The 16,124-nt window shown below is 69.6% G+C and carries 17 protein-coding genes; 13 read left to right on the forward strand and 4 right to left on the reverse strand.

Annotation, left to right across the window (positions count from 1 at the left end; translation table 11 throughout):
* Positions 1 to 54 precede the first annotated feature (54 nt).
* The 4 genes from IEY69_RS12830 (at position 55) to IEY69_RS12845 (ending at position 4,721) form a co-directional block, all read left to right on the forward strand.
* Positions 55 to 1,395 carry an ROK family protein gene (locus tag IEY69_RS12830; RefSeq protein WP_189073541.1) on the forward strand — a complete coding sequence of 447 codons (1,341 nt, stop codon included), beginning with the start codon at positions 55 to 57 and terminating at the stop codon, positions 1,393 to 1,395.
* Complete coding sequence (locus IEY69_RS12835) at positions 1,392 to 2,627, forward strand: ABC transporter substrate-binding protein (RefSeq protein WP_189073542.1); 1,236 nt, start codon at positions 1,392 to 1,394, stop codon at positions 2,625 to 2,627. The genes IEY69_RS12830 and IEY69_RS12835 overlap by 4 nt, the downstream gene beginning before the upstream one ends.
* A gap of 106 nt (positions 2,628 to 2,733) precedes the next feature.
* Complete coding sequence (locus tag IEY69_RS12840) at positions 2,734 to 3,858, forward strand: carbohydrate ABC transporter permease (RefSeq protein WP_189073543.1); 1,125 nt, start codon at positions 2,734 to 2,736, stop codon at positions 3,856 to 3,858.
* Positions 3,855 to 4,721: a carbohydrate ABC transporter permease gene (locus tag IEY69_RS12845; protein ID WP_189073544.1), complete on the forward strand. Its 867-nt coding sequence runs from the start codon at positions 3,855 to 3,857 to the stop codon at positions 4,719 to 4,721. The genes IEY69_RS12840 and IEY69_RS12845 overlap by 4 nt, the downstream gene beginning before the upstream one ends.
* Positions 4,722 to 4,766: 45 nt before the next feature.
* On the opposite strand, the gene IEY69_RS12850 is transcribed toward IEY69_RS12845, so the two are convergent.
* Complete coding sequence (locus IEY69_RS12850; protein ID WP_189073545.1) at positions 4,767 to 5,345, reverse strand: GIY-YIG nuclease family protein; 579 nt, start codon at positions 5,343 to 5,345, stop codon at positions 4,767 to 4,769.
* A gap of 64 nt (positions 5,346 to 5,409) precedes the next feature.
* Positions 5,410 to 6,453: a bifunctional nicotinamide-nucleotide adenylyltransferase/Nudix hydroxylase gene (locus IEY69_RS12855; RefSeq protein WP_189073546.1), complete on the reverse strand. Its 1,044-nt coding sequence runs from the start codon at positions 6,451 to 6,453 to the stop codon at positions 5,410 to 5,412.
* 112 nt (positions 6,454 to 6,565) lie between these two features.
* Between IEY69_RS12855 and IEY69_RS12860 the strand changes: the two genes are divergently transcribed.
* From IEY69_RS12860 to IEY69_RS12880, 5 genes are all read left to right on the forward strand, one after another.
* Positions 6,566 to 7,051, forward strand: coding sequence for a YbjN domain-containing protein (locus tag IEY69_RS12860; RefSeq protein WP_189073547.1), 486 nt, complete (start codon positions 6,566 to 6,568; stop codon positions 7,049 to 7,051).
* 146 nt (positions 7,052 to 7,197) lie between these two features.
* Complete coding sequence (locus IEY69_RS12865) at positions 7,198 to 8,103, forward strand: DUF1206 domain-containing protein (RefSeq protein WP_189073548.1); 906 nt, start codon at positions 7,198 to 7,200, stop codon at positions 8,101 to 8,103.
* 60 nt (positions 8,104 to 8,163) lie between these two features.
* Positions 8,164 to 8,559: a methylglyoxal synthase gene (locus tag IEY69_RS12870; RefSeq protein ID WP_189073549.1), complete on the forward strand. Its 396-nt coding sequence runs from the start codon at positions 8,164 to 8,166 to the stop codon at positions 8,557 to 8,559.
* A gap of 205 nt (positions 8,560 to 8,764) precedes the next feature.
* Entirely contained in the window at positions 8,765 to 9,829 is a 1,065-nt protein-coding gene (locus tag IEY69_RS12875; protein ID WP_189073550.1) for a PP2C family protein-serine/threonine phosphatase, read from the forward strand.
* A 27-nt stretch (positions 9,830 to 9,856) separates the two neighbouring features.
* Positions 9,857 to 10,234, forward strand: coding sequence for a RidA family protein (locus IEY69_RS12880; protein WP_058978236.1), 378 nt, complete (start codon positions 9,857 to 9,859; stop codon positions 10,232 to 10,234).
* 166 nt (positions 10,235 to 10,400) lie between these two features.
* Here the strand turns inward: IEY69_RS12880 and IEY69_RS12885 are convergent, their stop codons facing one another.
* Positions 10,401 to 11,900: a carboxypeptidase M32 gene (locus IEY69_RS12885; RefSeq protein ID WP_189073551.1), complete on the reverse strand. Its 1,500-nt coding sequence runs from the start codon at positions 11,898 to 11,900 to the stop codon at positions 10,401 to 10,403.
* A 62-nt stretch (positions 11,901 to 11,962) separates the two neighbouring features.
* On the opposite strand from IEY69_RS12885, the gene IEY69_RS12890 reads away from it, so the two are divergent.
* The 4 genes from IEY69_RS12890 (at position 11,963) to IEY69_RS12905 (ending at position 15,997) form a co-directional block, all read left to right on the forward strand.
* Positions 11,963 to 13,801, forward strand: a complete 1,839-nt coding sequence (locus tag IEY69_RS12890; RefSeq protein WP_189073552.1) for a S9 family peptidase — start codon at positions 11,963 to 11,965, stop codon at positions 13,799 to 13,801.
* A 65-nt stretch (positions 13,802 to 13,866) separates the two neighbouring features.
* Positions 13,867 to 14,382 carry an RNA 2'-phosphotransferase gene (locus IEY69_RS12895; RefSeq protein ID WP_189073553.1) on the forward strand — a complete coding sequence of 172 codons (516 nt, stop codon included), beginning with the start codon at positions 13,867 to 13,869 and terminating at the stop codon, positions 14,380 to 14,382.
* Between the two features lie 446 nt (positions 14,383 to 14,828).
* Entirely contained in the window at positions 14,829 to 15,563 is a 735-nt protein-coding gene (locus IEY69_RS12900; protein ID WP_189073554.1) for a Sir2 family NAD-dependent protein deacetylase, read from the forward strand.
* Positions 15,560 to 15,997, forward strand: coding sequence for a hypothetical protein (locus tag IEY69_RS12905; protein ID WP_189073555.1), 438 nt, complete (start codon positions 15,560 to 15,562; stop codon positions 15,995 to 15,997). Before IEY69_RS12900 ends, IEY69_RS12905 begins: the two co-directional genes overlap by 4 nt.
* Positions 15,998 to 16,041: 44 nt before the next feature.
* On the opposite strand, the gene IEY69_RS12910 is transcribed toward IEY69_RS12905, so the two are convergent.
* Positions 16,042 to 16,124, reverse strand: an 83-nt coding sequence (locus tag IEY69_RS12910) for an integrase core domain-containing protein (RefSeq protein WP_189073575.1), incomplete at its 5' end; no start/stop codon positions are given.

The following is a 16,124-nucleotide window of genomic DNA, read 5'->3' on the forward strand; positions in this document are numbered from 1 at the left end:
CGCCCTGCCCACTGCCCCACCATGCTGACCCGCCCGGCCAGCAGAGGACACCCCATGTTGCACGCCGACTCCCACAGCCCGGACACCCTGGACCTCGCGGCCATCCGCGCGCGGCACACCCTGCTGCTGCTCGGCCTGCTGTGGGACCGGGACCTGGCCCGCGTGGACATCGCCCGCGAACTGGGCCTGTCCCGCAGCGCCATCAGTTCCATCGTCACGGAACTGATCAGCGTCGGACTGGTGCAGGAAGTCGGCACGCGCGGCACCGGCGGCGTCGGACGGCGCGCCACCCTGCTGAACCTCAACACCCGCGCCGCCGCGCTGCTCGCGATCGACCTGGGCGCCAGCCACGCCCGCGTGGACGCCCTGGACCTCCACTGCCGCCCCCTGGCCACCCGCACCGTTGGGCACGACATCGCCCTGGGTCCCCAGGCCACCTACGCCCTGCTGCGCGACCTGACCGCCCAGGTGCTCGCCGACGCGAACCTGCACGCCGCGCAGATAGCCCTGGTTGGCATCGGCGTTCCCGGGCCCGTCGACCACGACACCGGCCGCGTCGTGCAGCCCCCCAACATGCCCGGCTGGGACGGCGAGAACGTCCGCGCCGCCCTGCAGGACGCCCTGAACCTCGAGGTCCTCGTGGACAACGACGCCAACCTGGGCGCCCTGGCCGAGGCCCGCTTCGGCGCGCACCGCGGCATCCAGGACCTCATCTACGTGAAGGTCGCCACCGGCATCGGCGCCGGCGTGCTGCTCGGCGGACGCCTGCACCGCGGCACGCGCGGCGGGGCCGGAGAGATCGGGCACATCAGCATCAACGAGCAGGGCCCCGTCGGCCGCAGCGGCAACCCCGGCAGCCTGGAAAGCTACGCCGCCGCGCAGGTCATCGAGAACCACGCCCGCAGCCTCCGCCTCCAGGGGCACCCCACCAGCCTCCCCGATCCCCTGACCATCGAGGACCTGCTCGCCCACGCGGGCAGCGACCCCCTGGCCCGCGTCGTGTGGGAGGAAGCCGGACACCACCTGGGCGTGGCGATCAGCACCACCCTGAACCTGTTCAACCCGGCCGCCGTGATCATCGGCGGGCGCCTCTCCCAGGCGGGCGACGTGCTGCTGCGCGCCATCCGCGTCAGCGCCCAGAGCCGCACCATGCGCATCAACGCCGACCGCACCCGCATCGACCTGGGCACGCTCGGCCAGGACGCCGGCGTGCTGGGTGCCGGCGCCATGATGCTCGATTCCCTCTTCACCCCACGGGGCCTGCCGCACCTGTACGGCATCGCCCGCATGAACCAGAACGCCCGGGACCTCGCGGGCAGCCGCGCCCCACCCCCGGCCACCCGGCCCGCCCCCCGAACCCTGAACGCACCCGTTTCTCACGGAGGAACACCATGAAAAAAGCACTGCTGCTCGCCGCCGCCCTCGCCGTCACCACCAGCGCCTCCGCCGCTGGCAAACTGGAGATCTTCTCCTGGTGGTCCGGTGACGAGGGTCCCGCCCTCGAAGCCCTGATCAAGCTGTACAAGGCCAAGTACCCCAGCGTCACGGTCGACAACGCCACCGTGTCCGGCGGCGCCGGCACCAACGCCAAGGCCGTCCTGAAAACCCGCATGCTGGGCGGCACGCCCCCCGACTCCTTCCAGGCGCACGCCGGGCAGGAACTCATCGGCACCTGGGTCGTCGCCGGACGCATGGAAGACCTGAGCGGTCTGTTCAAGAGCGAAGGCTGGAACAAGGTCTTCCCCAAGGACCTCGTCAAGCTGATCAGCAGCAAGGGCGGCACCTGGAGCGTGCCCGTGAACGTGCACCGCAGCAACGTCATGTGGTACAACCCCGCCAAACTCAAGGCCTGGGGCGTCACCGCACCCAAGACCTGGCCCGAATTCCTCAAGACCTGCTCCACCCTGAAAGCCAAAGGTGTCGCCGCGCCCCTGGTCGTCGGTGAGAACTGGACCCAGCAGCACCTCTGGGAAAGCGTCATGATCGGCACCATCGGCGCCGCCAACTGGGAGAACCTGTGGGCCGGGAAGCTGAAGTTCACCGATCCCAAGGTCGTGGGCGGCTTCACCACCTTCGGCAAGGTCATGGACTGCGCCAACAAGGACGCCAGCGGCCTCAGCTGGCAGCAGGCCAGCGACCGCATCATCAGCGGCCAGAGTGCCTTCAACGTCATGGGCGACTGGGCGGCCGGGTACTTCACCACCACCAAGAAGCTCACCCCCATGGGCGGCTTCGGCTGGGCCCCCGCCCCCGGCACCACCAAGACCTTCGTGATGCTCGCCGACTCCTTCGGCCTGCCCAAGGGCGCCAAGGACCGCGCCGAGGCCATGAACTGGCTGAAGATCCTGGGCAGCAAGGCCGGACAGGACGCCTTCAACCCCCTCAAGGGCTCCATCGCCGCGCGCACCGACAGTGACCTGAGCAAGTACAACACCTACAGCCGCAGCGCCGCCGCCGACTGGAAGAGCAACAAGATCGTCGGCAGCCTCGTGCACGGCGCCGTCGCCCCCGAAAGCTTCACCAGCGCCTTCGGCGCGATCATCGACCAGTTCGTCGCCAGCAAGAACAGCGCCGGCGCTGCCGCCGCCGCGCAGCAGCTGGCCGTGCGCGCCGGCATCAGCAAGTAACCGCCGCCTGGCGGTCAGACCGCCACGCAGACACCTGAAGTCAGTGGATTGTGGGCCGCGGGATCTTCCGCTGCCCGCAGTCCACTTCCCCTGAAAGGAGGCCCACATGAAAGGCCTGAGTAAAGACCGCCTGTGGTCCATTGCCGTCCTGACGCCCAGCATCATCCTGATCGCGGTGTTCGTGTACGGATTCATCGCGCGCAGCGTGTACGTCAGCATGACCGACTGGGGCAACGACCCCGCGCAGGCCCTGGCCCTCAACCCCATCATCCGCTGGGTGGGCTTCACCAACTACCAGGACCTGTTCACCGGCTTCCTCCAGGGGCGCTTCCGGCAGGAACTCGTCAGCACCATCTTCTTCACGCTGTTCTTCATCCTGGGCTGCCTGGGTCTGGGCCTGGGCCTCGCGCTGATCCTGGACCGTAACCCGCGCGGCGAAGGGCTGTGGCGCACCATCTTCCTGTTCCCCATGAGCCTGTCGTTCATCGTGACCGGCACCATCTGGCGCTGGATGCTGCAACCCGAAGGCGGCGTGAACCAGGCGCCCACCCTGTTCGGCGGTCAGAGCGGCACGTTCGCGTGGCTGAGCAGCACCGACGCCATCCTGAAATTCGACTGGAACAAGCTGCCCCTGCTGACCGCCAGCGTCGTCGGCCTGGTGCTGGTCGTCATGGCCGTCCGGGCCGCGCGCAGCGGCGACCGCACCCGCACCCTGGTCGCCGGGGCGTGCGCCGCGCTGCTGTTCCTGTGGGCGCTGTTCATCGGCCCGAACGTCAAGCTGCTGCCCGCCCCGGAACTGCACGGCTTCAACCTCGCCCTCATCGGCATCATCATCGCCGCCGTGTGGCAGATGAGCGGCTACACCATGGCCCTGTACCTCGCGGGCCTGCGCGGCATCCCCGAAGAACTCCGCGAGGCCGCCAAGGTCGACGGCGCCAACGACCTCGGCATGTACCAGCACGTCATCTTCCCGCTGCTGGCGCCCATCACCCTGAGCGCCATGATCGTCCTGGGTCACATCAGCCTGAAGATCTTCGACCTCGTGTACGCCATGGCCGGACCGGACAACATCGCCACCAGCGTCCCGGCACTGAACATGTACCTCACCAGCTTCCGGCAGAACCAGTTCGCGCTGGGCGCCGCGATCGGCACCATCCTGCTGATCCTCGTGGCGTTCGTGATCGTTCCCTACCTCGCCTCCCAGTTCCGCACCGAGGAAGGCCACGCATGACCACCACCGCCCCCGCCAACGCCGCCCCCACCGCCACGCCCCGCCGCCCCCTGAAACCCGGGCGGATCCTGATGTACGCCCTGCTGATCCTGGCCGCGCTGTTCTTCCTCGTGCCGGTGTACCTGCTGCTCGCCACCGCCCTGAAAAGCCCGGATGCGATCAACCTGGCCACCACCTGGCACTGGCCCGCCGCGCTGAACTGGGCCAGCTTCAGCGACGCCTGGGCCAAGATCGGCGGAAACGTCCTGAACAGCCTCTTCCTGGCCGTCACCGCCACCCTGCTCAGCGCCCTGCTGGGTAGCCTGAACGGCTACGCCCTGAGCAAATGGAAGTTCCGCGGCGCGAACACCATGTTCGCCCTGATGCTCTTCGGGATGTTCATCCCGTACCAGGCGATCCTGATCCCCCTGTTCCAGTTCATCAAGAGCCTCGGCCTGTACGGCAGCATCTGGGGTCTGGTCCTGGCGCACGTCGTGTACGGCATTCCCATCACGACCCTGATCTTCCGCAACTTCTACGCCGACGTGCCCGACGCTCTGATCGAGGCCGCCACCATCGACGGCGCCGGCTTCTGGCAGATCTACGGCCGGGTCATCTTCCCGATCAGCATCCCCGGCTTCGTCGTCGTGATCATCTGGCAGTTCACGCAGGTCTGGAACGAATTCCTGTTCGCCGCCACCCTGACCAACACCACCAGCCAGCCCGTCACGTACGCCCTGTCCCAACTCGCGGGCGGACAGGCCGTCAGCTGGAACCTCCCCATGGCCGGCGCGATCCTCGCCGCGCTCCCCACCCTGCTCGTGTACATCCTGCTCGGCCGTTACTTCGTGCGCGGCCTGCTCGCCGGGTCCGTCAAGGGCTGAACACCGGCCCCCCTCGCGCGCCCCGCACTCCGGTGTGGGGCGCGTTCATTTCACCTGCGCCACGTGCCGTCCTTTTCCGTTGCGTCCGATCTTGCCTTCCCGCATCAGCAGGCCCAGCAGGCTGTACGAGAGGTAGTCCTTCGAGCCGCCCCCGTAGTCACTGCGCAGGCCCAGCAGGCTGGCGACCTCGGCGTTCTTCACGCCGCCCGGGTTGGCCTGCGCGAACTCCAGCACGGCGTCCTTGAGCAGCGTCAGGCCGACCTGCGCTTTCTCCGGGGCGCCTGCGGGCACGGTCAGGCCGGGACGCTCCTTGCCGCCCAGGCCCGAGGGCAGCACGGTGTTCGTCAGGAGTCCGCCGCTGGCCTGCGTGCCGAACGCCGCGATCAGTTCCGCCTCCAGCCGCAGCGCCTCGGCCTCGGTCAGGTGCTCCACCAGATAACTCACGAGGACCTGCGCCCCGGCGCCCTCGATCTCGCGGATGCGGTCACCCTTGGGGGTGTGGTCCGGGCGGATCAGGTGATCGTGGGCGCGCGTGCCCGTGCCCTTCCCGATGTAGAAGGGCCGCGCCGGGTGCTGGCGCGGGTCCTTCAGGGCGTACACGTAGTACGGCTTGTCCGGTGTCACCTGGGTTTCCCGATCATCCGCCTCAGCATGCCAGGTCCGTGCCCTGCCCGGGCCGCACCTGTGCCTATCCGCGCATGACGAAGTGTTCGATGATGGCGTGGTGGTCCTCGAAGAACAGTTCGGGGCGGGCCAGGACGTCGCTGAGCGGCATCCAGAGGGCCTCGCTGGCGTCGCTGCCGCCGCTGAGGCGTGGCAGCTGCCCGATGCCGAGGTCGAAGTGGAAGGCGTGCGTGATGGTGCGGCCGCGCAGGCTGCGGTCGGGGTAGTCGAAGACCGCCTGGGCGCGCAGCGCGGCTTTCAGGTCGAGGGCCGTGCCCAGTCCGGTTTCTTCCTGCACTTCGCGGACGCAGCAGTCGAGGAGGGTTTCGTTCTGTTCGAGGAAGCCGCCGGGCATGGCGAGTCGCCCCCGGCCGGGCAGGCCGCCGCGCCGCACGAGCAGGACGTGGCCGCTGCGGGTGATGACGGCGTCGGTCGTGACGAAGATGGGGGGGTAGGGGGCGTCTTTCCAGGCGGCGCGGTAGCGGGCGAGGTATTCGTATTCGTCGCGCAGGTCGCGGTAGTCGGGGGTGGTCTGGAAGGTGGTCAGGAAGGCGTGGACGGCGGGGGGGACCATGCCCTGCACGGTGTCGGGGCGGCCTTCGAAGTAGGCGCGGCGGACGTCGGTGGCGCTCAGGGGACTGACGACGTGGGTGGGGATGAATTCCCAGGCGGGGAAGGAGCGAAGGTAGTAGCTGCTTTCGTCCTTGATGTGGCCGATGAGGGCGACGTCGGTGCTGCCGCGCGTGTGGGCGGTGACGCCGGCCTGGACTTCGCTGAGCCACAGGGCCTCGTTGTAGTAGTAGTCGCGGACGTGCACGAACAGCACGCGTGTCCTGGGGATGCCGGCGCCCCGGAGCATGGCGCTGATGAGGTCCTGGCGTTCCTCGGCGGTGAAGGGGTTCTTGATGTTGCGGGCGGCGCGGGCGCTGCCGATGACGACGATGAGTTTCTGGACGCTCTGGAGCGCTTCGAGCATCACGGCGAGGTGCGCGGCGTGTGGGGGTTCGAAGCGGCCGATGTACACGCCGAAGGTGCGGCGGCGGCGCGGGGGCAGAGCAGGGCTGGTCATGCTCCTCACGTTGACATAGATGAACAATGAAAAACATGAGAAATCTGCCGGTGATCCTCTGGATGCCGGTCATGCGCTCACCCCACCGGTCCGTCCGTCGTACTGTGGAGGCATGACCCGCACCCTGCTGGCTGCCACCCTCGTCCTCTCGCTTGCCGCGCCCGCCGTCGCCGGGGGGGCCGCCGCGCCCAGCACGCAGGTGCAGGCCGCCACGCCCGCCGCCGTCATGGCCAGCCTGAAAGCCGCCGGCTACCGGGTCACCATGAACCCCACCAGCCCCGACCGCGACCCCACCATGACCGTCACCGCCGGCGACCGCGAACTGCAGGTGTGGCTCAGCAGCTGCGCGAACGGCGTGTGCGGCCGCGTGACCGCCAGCAGCTCCTGGGACTACAGCGACGCCGAGGAACTCGACACCGAATTCCTGAACGAGTGGAACAGCAACTACTACACCCAGGCGTACCTGTACGAGGGCAGCGTCTACCTCGATAGCACCATGCCCATCCGCGGCGGGTACACCCAGGCCACCCTGAAAGCCTGGATGACCGATTACCTCGACGATGTCAGCGCCTTCGAGGACGAACTGCCCAGCGAGTAACTCCGCACCGGTGACCCCTCCGGACCGCATCAGCGGCCACCGGGGGGGTCTGCCACGCAGGTAAAGGAACTCCCCAGGGCAGCTCAAGAGGCCTCAAGTCCGGCCGGGCCTGCGCGGACGGCGCACGGCTGCACACTGAAGTCCTGATGTCAGACCTCAAACACCTGGGCCAGCAGGCCGCCAGCAGCCTCAAAGGCGGCGTCGAGAGCGCGCAGCAGGCCGCCGCGAACGCCACCCAGCACGCCGCCCCCTGGCTGGAAACCCTGGCCCGCTTCGGGTACGCCAGCAAAGGCGTCGTGTACGGCACCGTCGGCCTGCTGGCCCTGACGGTCGCGCTGGGCCGCGGCGGCGCGACCACCGACACCAAGGGCGCCCTGCTGAGGTTGCAGGACCTGCCCGCCGGATCCCTGCTGATGTGGATCCTGACGCTGGGCCTCATCGGGTACGCCCTGTGGCAACTGATCCGCGCCGCCCTGGACCCCGAAGGACAGGGGCACCAGGCCAAAGGCGTCGTCAAACGCATCGGCTACACCTTCAGCGGCGTGGCGAATCTCGCCCTGGCCTACTTCACCGCGCAACTGGCCATCGCCGGGAACGCCACCCGCTCGCAGAACAGCGAGGACCAGCTGGCGGGCACCATCCTCAATCTCCCCGGCGGGCAACTGTGGCTGGGTCTGGGCGGCGTCATCCTGATCGCCGTGGCCGGCAACCAGCTGTACAGCGCCTACGGCGCGAAATTCATGAAACGCATGCGCTTCACCAACCTCTCCCAGCGCACCTGCACGCTCCTGACCCGCGTCGGCCAGATCGGCATCGCCTCGCGCGGCATCCTGATGATCATCATCGGGATCTTCGCCCTGATCGCCGCCTGGCACCGCAAAGCCAGCGAAACCGTCGGCATCAGCGAGGCCCTCACCTGGCTGCGCACCCAGCCCAGCGGCGCCCTCCTGCTGGGCACCGTGGCGCTCGGCACCCTGCTCTACGGCGTGTGGTGCGTCGTGCAGGCCCGCTACCGCCGCATCCGCATCGAGGGCCACGGCGACGCCAACTGACCCCGCCTGCCTGACCCGCCCCGACCGGCGCCCCCGCAGGCGCGTGCCACAATCGCCCCTATGGCCCCCAACCCCAGCCGTCAGGTGGCGCTGATCGCGCACGACAAGAAGAAACTCGAACTGGCCCTGTTCGCCCTGAACCACCGGGACGTGCTGGGCCGGTTTCACCTGGTCGCCACCGGCACCACCGGCGGCATCCTGGAAAAACAGACCGGCCTGACCGTCGAACGCGTCCTGTCCGGCCCGCTGGGCGGTGACCAGCAGATCGGCGCCCGCCTCGCCGAGGAGCGCGTGCTGGCCGTCTTCTTCTTCCGCGACCCCCTGACCGCCCAGCCGCACGAACCTGACGTGAGCGCCCTGGTGCGCCTGTGCGACGTGCACGACATTCCCCTGGCCACCAACCCCGCCAGCGCCGAGGCGCTGATGCTGTGGCTACGCGAACAGCTGAGCGACTGACCACGAGTTTCAGCTCCACCCCGGGACCACTGGCCCGTCCCGCCGATTCACTTCCAGCTGCCGCTTCAGTTCATCGCCCCGCTCGGTGCAGAGGGACCCCACCGGGCCCTCTGAGGTCTGCTGGAACGCCGCACGCAGGCGCCCCCAGCAGCCACAAGTGGGCGGCCCGCTCCGACCCGGCGGTCAGGTGGCTTATATTGAACTCATGCGCGCCCCCGCGACGCCCTCTCTGACGTCCGGTCTGCTGACCGACGTCGGTCGGCAGCGACAGGGCGGCGTGAACCAGGACGCCGCTCTGGCCCTGGACCTCCCCCAGGGCGGCCTGTACGCCGTCGCGGACGGCATGGGCGGCCACGCCGCCGGGGAACTCGCCGCGAACCTCGCCCTCGACGCCCTCAGCCAGGGCTACCTGGACGGCCGCGGCACCCCGCCCGCCCGGCTCGCGCAGGCCGTGCAGGCCGCGAACCTCGCCGTGCTGCGCCACGCCGTCGGCGAGTACGTCGGCATGGGCACCACCCTGCTTGCCGCCCTGATCGACCGGGGCGCCGTCCTGATCGCGCACGTCGGCGACTCCCGCGCGTACCTGCTGCGCGACCACGCCCTGCACCGCCTGACCGAGGATCACTCCTGGGTGGCCGAACAGGTCCGGCTGGGCCACATGACCGAGGCCGAAGCGCGCGACCATCAGTGGCGCAGCGTCGTCAGCAACGCCCTGGGCGGCGAGGAACGCGTCCGCCTGGAACTGCACGGGCTGCCCACCCAGCCCGGCGACCGCCTGCTGCTGTGCAGCGACGGCCTGAGCAGCGTCGTCACCGACGACGAACTCTGCTCCATCCTCGCCCGGCCGCTGCCACCCGAAGCGACCGCGCGCCTGCTCGTGAACGCCGCGAACGACGGTGGCGGTCCCGACAACATCACCGCGCTGATCGTCGACATCCACCGCGCCGCGCCCGTGCCCACCTACGCCCTGCCCCAGCAGCGCGACGACGGCCCCATGTACATCGACGTGCTGCTCAGCACCCAGCGCGGCAACAGCCTCATGACCTACCTGCTGCTCATGATCGCGTACTTCACGCTGCTGGGCATCATGCTCGTCCCCGAACGGCGCACCCTGCTGGGCATCCTGGGCATCACCCTGCTCCTGACCCTGCTGATCGGCCAGCGGTTCGTGCAGCAGCGCCGCGCGCCCAACCCACTGGGGCACCCCGCCGCCAGCCTCCAGACCGGCAGCCCTGCCACCCGCGATCCCAGCGTCAGTCAACCCCACTGACCAGCCCCGCCCGGTATGCTGCCCGGCATGAAAGACATCATCCAGACCCCCGACGCGCCCGCCGCCATCGGCCCCTACAGCCAGGCCACCGTCTTCGGCAACCTCGTGGTCACCAGCGGCCAGATTCCCCTCACGCCCGACGGCACCCTCGTCGAGGGAGGCATCACCGAACAGACCGAGCAGGTCATCGCGAACCTGAAAGCCGTGCTGGCCGCCGCCGGAACCGACCTCGCGCGGGTCGTGAAGACCACCGTGTTCCTGGCCGACATGAACGAATTCGCCGCCATGAACGCCGTGTACGAGGCGCACTTTCCCGCCCCGTACCCCGCCCGCAGCACCGTGCAGGTCGCCCGCCTGCCCCGCGACGTCCGCGTGGAGATCGAGGTGCTGGCCGAACGCCACTGACCGCCGCTATCCACGGGCTGAGGGGCGAAGCCTCTGCGAGGGTGGTCCTCCGACGCTTCGCTCCCCGTCCCCTGTGGCCCATTCCACGCCCGGCAGCCCGCTGCCACTCTGACCCGCATCCGCTCGGAACGAACGGCTCTGGCAGACCATTCAACGGGAGTTCGGCTTACAGGCCGTACAGCTCCGCGTACTTCCCGCGCAGGTATGCGAGGTACGGCGCGGCGGTCATGCCCTGCCCGGTCGCGCGTTCCACCAGTTCATTCGGCGTGAACGTCCGCCCTGGCGCGTACACGTTCTCGCGCAGCCAGCCGTGCAGCCGCCCGAACTCACCCCGCGCGATGTCCCCGTCCAGGTCCGGGTTCGCCGCCTGGGCCGCCGCGTAGAACTGCGCGCTCAGCACGTTCCCCAGCGTGTACCCCTGGAACACCCCGCCGATCCCGCCGCTGAACCAGTGCACGTCCTGCAACACGCCATCCACGTGACTGGGGGCACGCAATCCCAGGTTCGCCTCGTACGCCGCGTGCCACGCCTCCGCCAGATCGCGCACAGCCAGCGACCCGCCCAGCAGCTGCCGCTCCAGCTCGTAGCGCGTGATCACGTGCAGGTTGTACGTCAGCTCATCGGCGTCCGTACGGATCAGGCTGCGGCGCACCACGTTCACCGCACGGAACATCTCCTCCTCGGATACGTCGGCCAGCTGCTCCGGGAACGCGTCCCGGAACCGCCCGAACTGCCCCGCCCAGAACGCCCGCGAGCGCCCCACCAGGTTCTCCCACAGCCGCGACTGACTCTCGTGCACCCCGGCACTCACCCCGCCACCCAGCGGCGTGTCCAGCAGGTCCTCCGCGACGCCCTGCTCGTACAGCGCGTGCCCCACCTCGTGCAGCGTCGAGTACAGCGCGTCCGTCGGGTCCGCCAGCTGCGCCCGCGTCGTGATCCGCACGTCCCGCGCGCCCAGCCGCGTCATGAACGGATGCGCCGTCAGATCCTGCCGCCCCCGCGCGAAATCGTACCCGTACAGCGCCCCGACCTCCTCCCCGAGGCGCAACTGAGTCGCAATCGGGTACTCACGCGCCAGGAAATCCATCCGGGGGGCCGGGGCCGCCGTCACCGCGTCCACCAGCGGCACCAGCGCCGCGCGCAACTCCGCGAACACCGCGTCCACCTGCCCCGCCGTCATGCCCTCGTCCGACGCGTCCACGAAGAAATCCATCGGGTCCGCGAACTCCGGGAAGAAACCAGCGCGCTGCACACTCAGGTCCAGCGTCCGCTCCAGCAGCGGCACCAACCGCGCCCAGTCGTTCGCGGGCCGCGCCTCCACCCACGCCGCGTACGACTCACCGGCATGCTGCGCCGACGCCCGCACGAACTCCCCCGGCAGACGCGTCGCCCGCTCGAACTCCCGCCGCGCCACCGCCAGCATCCGCGCCTCAGTAGGCCCCAGATCCAGCGCGCCCGCCTGATCCAGCAGCCGCCCATACCCCACGTCCGTCGCCCGCGCGTGCCGCACGCCCGACAGCAGCGCCCGCTGCCGCGCCCGACCCGCCGCACCCCCACGCGGCAGGTACGTACTCTGATCCCATCCCAGCAAGGCCCCGATCCCACCCAGGTCCGAAAGCTCCTGCCAGTGCGCCCGCAACGCTGCCCACGTCTCATGCTGTGTCATGACCCGCAGGGTACCGCGCACCTGCGGCAGATCGCGCGCCGACCGGATGTCAGACTGCCCGCATGCCCACACCCCTGCCGCTGGAGGAACTCGTCACCCTGCCCATCACGATGGGCCTGACCGTCTCGCCGGACGGTGAGCAGGTCGCGTACTACGACAACCGCAGCGGCCGCATGGAACTGTGCACCCTGCACCTGCGCACCTGCGAGCGCCGCCAGCACACCAGCGGGCAGGCCCCCGCCACCCCCCGCAGCGCCCCCGTCTGGAGTGCCGACAGCCGCGCCCTCTTTCTCGCCTGGGATCACGACGGGAACGAACGCACCGCCCTGCACGTCCTCACCCTGGACACCGGCGAGGTGCGCGCCCTGCACCACCAGCCCGGCAGCATGGACTTCCCGGTGCACGCCCACCCGGACGGCACGCGCCTGCTCGTGAACTCCACGCGCGGCGGTCAGATGAACGTCTGGCAGTACGACCTGACCCGCAGCGGCGCGGACGCCTGGACGCCCCTGACCACCCAGCCCAACAGCACCCAGGCCGTCGCGTACAGCCCCGACGGGCGCCAGATCAGCCTGAACACCAACGAAAACCCTGACCTGCGCAACCTCGACGGGTACGTCATGAACGCCAACGGCACGGGGATGCGCCGCGTACTGCACGTTCAGGACGGCACCCGCGAGAGCGTCGGACACTGGCACCCGGACGGCACGCACCTGATCGCCGCCAGCGACGCTGCCGGGCACGGCCGCGCCGGACTGCTCGACCTGACCAGCGGCGAGGTGCAGTGGTTCACGCCCGAAGGCGGACCCGACGACACCCCCGGCCGCATCAGCCCGGACGGCCAGTGGCTGAGCGTCACCCGCAACGCCGACAGCACCCTCACGCCACTGCTGTACAGCCTGGACGCGGCCGCCCCCCGCGCCCTGCATCTGCCGCCCGGCCTGAGCAGCGGCACCCAGTACGCCCTCGGGCATCAGCTGCTCGTGGGGCACAGCACCACCACCACCCGCGCCGACGTCCTGCTGTACGACCTGAAGACCGACACTATCAGTACCCTGATCCCCGCCGAATACGGCACCATGAGCCCCGCGCAGTTCACGCCCGGCGAGTACGTCCACTACCCCAGCCCCAGCGCCCACGACCCGCAGGTGCAGGTCCCCGCCATCCTCTACACGCCCGCCGGTCTCGACCCGGCCGTCCGCCACCCCGCCCTCGTGCACGCGCACGGCGGCCCCACCTGGCAGTTCTTCCGCACCTTCGACGACGAGGTGCAGTACCTCGTCAGCCTCGGCTACACCGTCATCTGCCCCAACGTGCGCGGCAGCACCGGTTACGGCACCCCCTGGCGCGACGCGAACCTGCGCGACTGGGGCGGGCGCGACCTGCAGGACATCGCCGCCGCCGCCGCGTACCTCACCACGCTCCCCCACGTCGAGCCCGCCCGCATCGGCCTGTACGGCGTCAGCTACGGCGGCTACCTCTCCTACCTCGCGCCCGTCAAGCACCCCGACCTGTTCAAAGTCGCCATTCCCATCGTCGGGATCACCGACCTGCACCAGCTGCACGCCGACAACAGCCGCGACATCCCCCAGCTCGCCTACTACTTCCGCACCATGATGGGCCACCCCGACGAGCACGCAGAACTCTGGCGCGACCGCAGCGCCATCAGCCACGCGGCGAAGCTGAAAGCGCACATGCTCATGCTGCACGGCGCGAACGACCCCCGCTGCCCGGTCAACCAGGCCCGGAGCTTCCGCGACGCGTTGAACGCCAGCGGCAAACACGAAGGCCAGGACTACGAGTACGTGGAATTCGACGACCAGGGCCACGGCACCGCCGACCCCGCGGCCCGCATCCGCACCACCCGGCTGATCGCCGATTACCTCGCCCGGCACCTGTAACCACGCCATTCCGCTTGCGCCACCTGGCCGATGCCCGGAACACTGACCTCGCGCACACTGAGCGCATGACCGACCATGCCCTCTCCAGACGCCTCTCGTACCTGCTGCGCCACGCCCCGCACGAAGCCGGACTGACCCTCGCCCCCGGCGGCTGGGTGCCCCTCGCCCCCCTCCTGACGCACCTGAACGTCACCCGCACGCAGGTCGAAGCGGTCGCCCTCGGCAGCGACAAGCAGCGCTTCAGCCTGCGCGGCGAGCACATCCGCGCCAACCAGGGGCACAGCGTGCCCGTCGACCTCCAGCTTACCCCCGCTACCCCACCCACACTGCTCTACCACGGCACGTACCCAGCCGCTCTGGATGCCATCCGCGCTGGGGGACTCCAGCCCATGAATCGCCACCACGTCCACCTCTCTAGCGACCCCGACACCGCCCGGCGCGTCGGCGCGCGGCGCGGCCCACCCGTCATCCTCACCATCCGCGCCGGGCAGATGCACGACGCCGGACACGCGTTCTTCGTCAGCGAGAACGGCGTGTGGCTGGCGGACACGGTGCCGCCCGCGTACATTGACGGTGCATAAAGCCCGAACGTGCAACCCGGTCGTTGACGTGCTGGACGGCAGAAACCGGGCCGCGCGGCAGGGGTTGACGCGGCCTGCATACCGGGGTATCCTTTTACTATCACCGCCGAAGAAGGCGGATTTTTCGTTTTTAGCTTGACCTGCGCTGGGTTGCCCCACCCCCCAGCCCCCTACCCCAGAGGGGCAGGGGGGGCAGTCGCTGCGCTCGGCAAGAGTTTTTACTGAGGCGGCGTGTTTGAGTGCGGCGGTGACGGGTCTTGCTTCGACGCCATCCTGTCGTCACGGTGGAAGGCCCGCGCGCTGCGCGCACGACGGCTGGTGGCAGTCTGCGGTCGGTGCGTGGGTGGGCGTTGCGGGCTACTGATCGACTTGTTTTCCGGTGGCTTCGGCTGGGGCTCGGGTCATCTGCGGGCGCGCGGTTTCCCTCTGCGGGCTACCCTGCCTGTATGGATCTCGCTGCTGCCCGCGCCGCCCTGCAAGCCGCCACCCGCGTTGCCGTGCTGACCGGCGCGGGCGTCAGCGCCGAGAGCGGCATTCCCACCTTCCGCGACGCGCAGACCGGGCACTGGGCACGCTTCAGACCCGAGGACCTCGCCAGTCCGCCCGCGTACCGCCGCGACCCGGAGATGGTCTGGGAGTGGTACGCGGGCCGCTACCGCGACGTGCTCGCCGCGCAGCCGAACGGCGCGCACGACCTGCTCGCGCGACTGGAGGCGCAGAAGGGCGCGGGGTTCTTCCTCGCCACGCAGAACGTGGACGGGCTGCACCACCGCGCGGGCAGCGGCACGCACGGCGGGCGGGTCGTGGAACTGCACGGCAACCTCCTCAGCGGCCGCGACGAGGTGACGGGCCAGACGTTTCCTCTCGCTGCGCCCGCTGAGCTGGTCACGCCGCCCACCTCCCCGCTCGGAAACCGCATGCGGCCCAACGTCGTCTGGTTCGGCGAGTACCTGCCCGAGGACGCCCTGGAAGCCGCTCAGGACGCCTTCGCCGCCGCTGAGGTCGCGCTGGTGATCGGCACGAGCGGGGCCGTGTACCCCGCCGCCGGACTGGCCGCCGAGACCCTGCGGCGCGGCGGGATCGCCATCGAGATCAACCCCACCGACACGGAGATCTCGCACCAGATGACCTATGCCATCCGGGACGTCGCGTCACAGGGCCTCGCCGCGCTGCTCGAATGAAAGTCCACCCGCAGCGCAGCCACGTGAAAGGCCCGGCCAGCACCCCACCCGCCCCGGCGCGCATCTGGGGCCTGCTCGCCAGCGAGGCCGACCGCGTGGTGCTGTTCCGGCGCGGCTCCTCACGCTGGACACGGCTGTACCTGTGGGACACCATCACCGACACCCTGACACCCGGATCGTGGTTCCAGGGGCGGCTGTACGAGTGGATGAGCGACCTCTCGCCCGACGGCGAGCACCTGCTGTACCACGCGCAGAACGAGTCAAAACGGCAGCAGGCGCTGGCAATGGAACGCTACGGCGTCAGAATGTGGGACTGGACGGCTCTGTCGAAACCGCCGCAGGTTCACGCCATCGGACTGTGGAACGCCCCGGACGGCTGGAGCGGCGGCGGCGCGTTCCGGGACTCACGGACGATTCAGGTCAACCACACCTGACGTTCACCCTGTGATCGGTCCAGCCCGAATGAGCCCAGCGTACTTCAGCCCGCCAGTTGGCGGGCGAACTCATGTGGCGTGAGGTTCCCAAGAGAGCTGTGGGGACGGACGACGTTATAGTCCCGCC

It is taken from the genome of Deinococcus sedimenti (assembly GCF_014648135.1).
In the GTDB taxonomy this organism is placed as follows: domain Bacteria; phylum Deinococcota; class Deinococci; order Deinococcales; family Deinococcaceae; genus Deinococcus; species Deinococcus sedimenti.